The following is a 4,000-nucleotide window of genomic DNA, read 5'->3' on the forward strand; positions in this document are numbered from 1 at the left end:
GGCAAGGGCGGCAATGTGTCGCTCGAAGCCAACCTCAGCAATCTCGGCAGCACCTTGGTACTCGGTGGCGAGCTCAAGGGCCATGGCGTCAATGGCGGCGGCACGCTGAACCTGGCGGCGAGCCAAGTGGTGATCGGCAACGCTGCCAATCCGACGCCGGAAACACTGGTGCTCGACGCCGGTTTCTTCAACAAGGGTTTCAGTCAGTATCAGGTGAGCGGCAGCCAGGGCGTGACAGTCAGCGATGGTACCCAGGTCGATGTCAGCATGCCGGTCTACCGTTTCGGCGGTGATGCGGCAAGTACGATTACTGGCAGCAATGCCAAAGACGCGCTGGAATTGTGGACGCCACCGGTGTATCTGGAAGATGCCCGCAACGGTGTGCTGACCCAGCGCAAGGGTGCCAGTCTCAGCTTGCAGGCCGGGAACCTCTTTTCCAGTGCCGCCGATATGGCGACGGTGCAAGCCGTGGTGGGCAAGGGCGCGGTGATCAATGTCGATCCGGGCCAGAACATCAGCATCAGCAGCATCGGCCAGTTGACCATCGATGGCCGCCTCAACGCCTGGGGTGGCAAGATTACGCTGGGCGCGGTTACTGTGCTGCCGGCGGTGGCCGAAGAGGTGGATGCGGCCGGTCATGGCCGTTCGATCTGGATCGGCGAACAGGCGGTGCTGGATGTGGCGGCACGTGCAGTGACGGCGGTGGCGCTCAATGGCATGCGTTACGGGCAAGTACACAATGGCGGCAGCATTGTCATCGGTGGCGAGATCAATCATGTGATCGGCAACGCGACGGCACCGAATCTGTTTGTGGTGGTACGCGAAGGGGCGCTGCTGGACGCTTCGGGCGCGCAAGCCACGCGCGATATTGCCGGCCTCGGGGCGGTGCCGGTGGCGAGTGCGGGCGGCAGCATTGCACTGGCCTCGGGTAATGGTCTCTATCTGGAAGGCAGCATGCAGGCCAAGGCCGGGGGCGCTGGTGCTGCCGGCGGCACGCTCAGCGTGGCGCTGGAGGCGCCGTTATACAAAAAAGCCCTGACTCCCGCCGGCAAGGTGCTCAATGCGCGTGAACTGGTGCTGCAACAGAACACCGCTGCCAGCGAGCTGGCGGGGTTGACTGATCCGGCGCAGGCCGCTACGGCATTGACCTATGGTCACGGCCGGCTGTCAGTGGAGCAGATCCGGGCCGGCGGTTTCGACAGTCTGTCGTTGTTGAGCCAGGGCGTGATCAGCTTTGCCGGTGACATCAACCTCAAGCTGGATCAGAACCTGCAACTGTACGGCAGCATGGTGTTGGCGGCCGGTGCGCCGGCCAGCAGCAACATCAATCTGGCCGCCAACTATCTGCGGCTGGCCAGTATCAAACCGGCCGGGCGCGATTTTTATGCCAGCCCGAACGGCGTTGATACCAGCACCCGCGCCGTCGCTGCCGAAATCAAGGGCAGCGCCAATCTGATTGATATCCGCGGCAGCGTCGTGCTCAATACCGAACGCGCCGAACTGGTCAGCGCCGGCGATTTGCGTTTCCTCGGCCTCAGTGACGGCTGGGATGGCGGCGTCCCGACCACGGCGCTCACGAGTGCCGGCAACATCATCTTGCGCGCCGCGCAGCTGTACCCGGAAACCGGTGTCGGCGCTACCGTGCAGGCAGGTTATACCAAGGATTACTACGGCGTCGCGTATGATCCGACGCGCAGCCTGACCATCAGCCGCACCACCGATTATCTGCCGGCCATGCCGTATTCGGCGTTCGGCTACCTGCAATTGTCGGCCGCGCACATCGAACAAGGCGGCATTGTGCGGGCGCCGCTCGGCTTTATCGGTCTGGGCGCGTCCGGCAGCGGTACCGACCAATCATTGCGCGTCAATCTGCTCGACCGCAGCGTGACCTCGGTCAGCGGCGCCGGCCTGATCATGCCGTATGGCGGCACGGTGGACGGCCAAAGCTGGACGTATGACGGCAAGACGGTCAGTTTCATCGGCGTCGGCGGTTCCAAGAGTCGCGGCACGTTGTCTACCGGGGTCACCTTCGGCGGCCTGTCGGTGGCGGTCAACCAAGGCGCAGTACTCGATCTGTCGGGCGGCGGCGAATTGTTGGGAGCCGGTTTTGTGACCGGGCGCGGCGGCTCCACCGATGCCCGTTTCAATCCGCTGCTGCAATACGGCGCCAACAGTGGTTTCACCTTGCCCGGTCTGAGCACCAATCCGGTGTACGCGATTGTACCGGGCATGCAGAGCAACTTTGCACCGGGCGGCGGCGCGCAGGGCGCGGTCGATCCGGCCATTGGCCGCCAGATCACTATCGGCAGCGGTGTGCCAGGTTTACCGGCCGGCACTTACACGCTGATGCCGTCGACCTATGCCCTGATGCCGGGCGCATTCCGGGTCGAAATCAATGGCCTTGCCGGGCAAGGCGCGTTGACTGCGGCGCAAGCGATGCGCAATGGTTCATGGGCTGCGGCCGGGACCTTGTCGATTGCCGGCACCGATGTGCGCGACAGCCTGGCCAGCCAGGTGATCGTGACGCCGGCCAATGTATTGCGCAGCTATTCGCAATACAACGAAACCGGATTTACCGCGTTTGCGCTGGCCGATGCGGCGCGGCGCGGTATCCCGCGGCCCATGTTGCCGGTCGATGCACGTACCCTGAGCATCAATCTGAAGCCGGGCGCCGGCATCGATGCTTTCCGCTTCGAAGGGGAGGGCCGCTTCAACGCCGCGCCGGGCGGCTATGGCGGGATTGTCTCGGTGACCGTCGGCAACGGCGATCCTTATATTGAAATCGTGGCCCATGGCAAATCGGCCACGCCCGGGTTTACCGGCATTTCGCTGGATGCCGACAGTCTCAACAATATCGGCGCCACGCGCATGGTGATTGGCGGCATGACCGAGGTGACCTACGGCCAGAGTGGCAATAACGTCACGATGGAGCATGCGGCACGCGAAGTATATTTGCGCTCCGGCGCCCGCTTGTCGGCACCGGAAGTATTCCTGATTGCGAACGAAGAAAACGATAGTCGCAGCCCGAACGGCAATATCACGATCGAGCAGGGCGCCGGCATCGACACGCTGGGACGCGGCAAGGTGGCGTATGACTCCAGCAACGGCTTCATTTACCAGTCCACCAAATACATGGTGGCGGCTTCCAATGGCTTGCTCAATGTGGCGCCCAACGACGGCAGTGCGCGTGGCGGCATTTATATCGGCGGTTGCACGCTGGCGCCGTGCGTCGGTACCACCACGCTGCATTCGGAAGGCACCTTGCTGGCCTCGACCACCGGCAGTTTCGTGCTCGACGATGCGGTGCGCTACGGCACGCGCAACCTGACGCTGGCGGTGGGTTCGATCAATGTCGGCAGTGCCCAGGCGCTGGCTGATGCCGATGCGGCCGGCATTCGCTCGGCGGGGCTGGCGCTGAATCAGGAGGTGCTGAATCGCTTGTTGCGCGGCGATACCAGTACCGGTGCACCAGCGATCCAGACACTGGTCTTGAGTGCGGCCAACAGCGTCAATTTCTATGGCGATGTCACGCTCGACACCTACGATACGGTGACCGGCAAATCGACGCTGGACCGATTGGTGCTGACCACGCCGGCGATTTATGGTTATGGCGGCGCCGGCACGGTGGCCACGATCCATACCGCCAATCTGGTCTGGGGCGGCGCCGAAACTGCGCCGGGCAGCATCGTCGCCAATGGCGCCGGCACCGGCAGCGGTACCTTGAACCTCAATACCGAGCGGCTGGAATTCGGCTTCGGTCCGTTCACGCAACCTCAACATATCAAATCCTATGACCGGCTGGCGGTGGGCTTTGCCAATGTCAATCTGAACGCCAGCGAGCGCATGACTGCCAATCACAAGGGCAGTCTGTCGGTGTATCAGTCGCAAGGCGCATATCAATCCGGCAGCGGCTTTCAATACAGCGGCGGCAACCTGAACATCAGCACGCCATTGCTGACCGGTGCTGCCGGTTCGGTCAACAACATCACTGCGGGTGGCA

The 4,000-nt window shown here is 63.0% G+C and carries 1 pseudogene; it reads left to right on the plus strand.

From position 1 onward, the window contains the following. Positions 1-4,000, plus strand: a pseudogene (locus tag AKL27_RS28260) (hemagglutinin); the annotation flags it as partial.

The sequence above is a fragment of the Herbaspirillum autotrophicum genome, from assembly GCF_001189915.1.
Classification (GTDB): domain Bacteria; phylum Pseudomonadota; class Gammaproteobacteria; order Burkholderiales; family Burkholderiaceae_D; genus Herbaspirillum; species Herbaspirillum autotrophicum.